The following is a 1795-nucleotide window of genomic DNA, read 5'->3' as shown; positions in this document are numbered from 1 at the left end:
TTCAACTAAACATTCCTGTTAAGGCTAAGAAATGGCCTTTGTCAAAAAAGGAGCGCCTCGGTATGATGGGTTTGTCCAAGGGTTAATTACCCAACACCATCAAGGAGGCGCTCTTATCATGAAGTTTAAACAATCAGAAGCACAAAATCAACGAGTCCAACGAATTACGCCCTCGCATTTAATCGTAGGGATCGACATGGCAAAAGAGACTCATGTGGCACAGGTCACAAATTATCGTGGAATTGTACTGACGAATCGGCATCTATCATTCAGCAACACCATAGAGGGGTTTGAAAAGCTGCAGCGGTGGATGGATGGTATTCAACAAAAACACCGTTTAAGCCAGGTAATCATAGGCATGGAGCCGACAGGCCATTATTGGTGGAACCTAGCCAACTGGCTTACACATAAAGGGTTGCAAGTGGTCTTAGTTAATCCAGCAACGACAAAACGCAATAAAGAAAACCGTGACAACTGCCAATCGAAGAGTGACCCAAAAGATGCACTTGTCATTGCAGATGTAGTGAGTCGAGGCTACTACTATGAACATACGAAACAGACTCATGTATTTCAACGCTTGCGAACACTGATGAGCGATCGAGAGTTTTGGGTTGCCAATAGCGTCCGGTTACAAAATCGCATTATTCGGTGGCTGGATATCCGTTTTCCCGAGTACAGTTCGGTTTTTAAGGATTGGACCTGCAAACGTTCAATGGCTACTCTGAAGGAATTCCCTGCGCCTGCGGACCTCGCAAATCGGTCAGTACCAGAAATCATAGCGATATGGAAAAAGCATATGCAGAGAGCGGGCGGTACTACAGGCACACAAAAGGCAGCTGAGCTTATTGCGCAAGCTAAGCGGAGTGTGGGAGACGTTACAGCTTTAGCCATAGCAAAGCTAGATTTGGCACGTTTAATCTCAGAGTATGAACGAATTACGGAGATGTTAGCAGACATAGAAAAGCAGCTTCACGCATTGTTAGGTGAGATTCCCATGGCCACTCAGATGCGTTCCATAAAAGGCCTTGGACCCATCTTCGTTGCGGGCATCTTAGCAGGTGCAGGTGACCTTAGGCAGTACGCACATGGACGTCAGTTACTGCGCAAAGCCGGTCTGAATTTGGCGGAAAGCACATCGGGGAAGAGGAAAGGTCAGATCGTTGTCTCCAAACGGGGGGACTCCAGTTTAAGAAAATATCTGTATTTGGCGACAATCCAGCTCATTGGAATTAATCCGATCTTTCAAGAATTACATCAGCATAATGTTCAAGTAAAGCACATGAAAAAGCAACAGTCTGTCTTTAAACTCGTGGGTAAAGTAGCGCGAATTTTGATCGGTATGGTCCAGCGTGTAGAAACATTCTCTCCCGAAAAGGCTAGCCATCTCGTTTCACAAGCAGCATAGAGCATTGAGCGATCACGTATATTGACTCATTCGCGGGATTTTGAAAAGAAAGCACGGAGAACCGAGTTAGTGCCCGAAAAGGGCTTAGACCCGTCCGCTAAACGCAATCGGTCTCCACACCTTGGATAAGTATGACGATGGAATGTGAGGGCCTAGACCCGTCGAGCCATGGGATGGTAAACACCAGGGCACTTGTGGAGTTTGCGTGCAGTAGAGTTAGGCAGAAAGGAACGGCTGAAGCAATTCCTTTGTTCCCGCATACCCAGTTACTGGGCTAACGGCATCCGCCCATAGCTTTCTCCACCTCCATATCTATTTCAAGGTGATGAAATCCTGCGAATGAGTGAGCATATGTGAGATAAACCCTTAAAACTGAGGGACGGGCACTAT

1 protein-coding gene is annotated in these 1795 nt (G+C 46.6%); it reads left to right on the top strand.

Translation table 11 applies throughout. The features are described from left to right. Positions 1 to 118 precede the first annotated feature (118 nt). The gene (locus tag AC0LWF_RS27705) at positions 119 to 1405 is read left to right on the top strand and encodes an IS110 family RNA-guided transposase (RefSeq protein ID WP_474654698.1); all 1287 of its coding nucleotides are present in this window, start codon (positions 119 to 121) and stop codon (positions 1403 to 1405) included. Positions 1406 to 1795: the final 390 nt, after the last annotated feature.

It is taken from the genome of Paenibacillus sp. sgz302114 (genome assembly GCF_056120345.1).
The sequence above is the reverse complement of the archived record's forward strand: the minus strand, read 5'-3'. Positions and strand labels throughout refer to the sequence as shown.

What these genes read in the sequence shown, in the direction of transcription:
- AC0LWF_RS27705 (WP_474654698.1), top strand. Translation starts at nt 119, where the DNA reads ATGAAGTTTAAACAATCAGAAGCACAAAATCAACGAGTCCAACGAATT.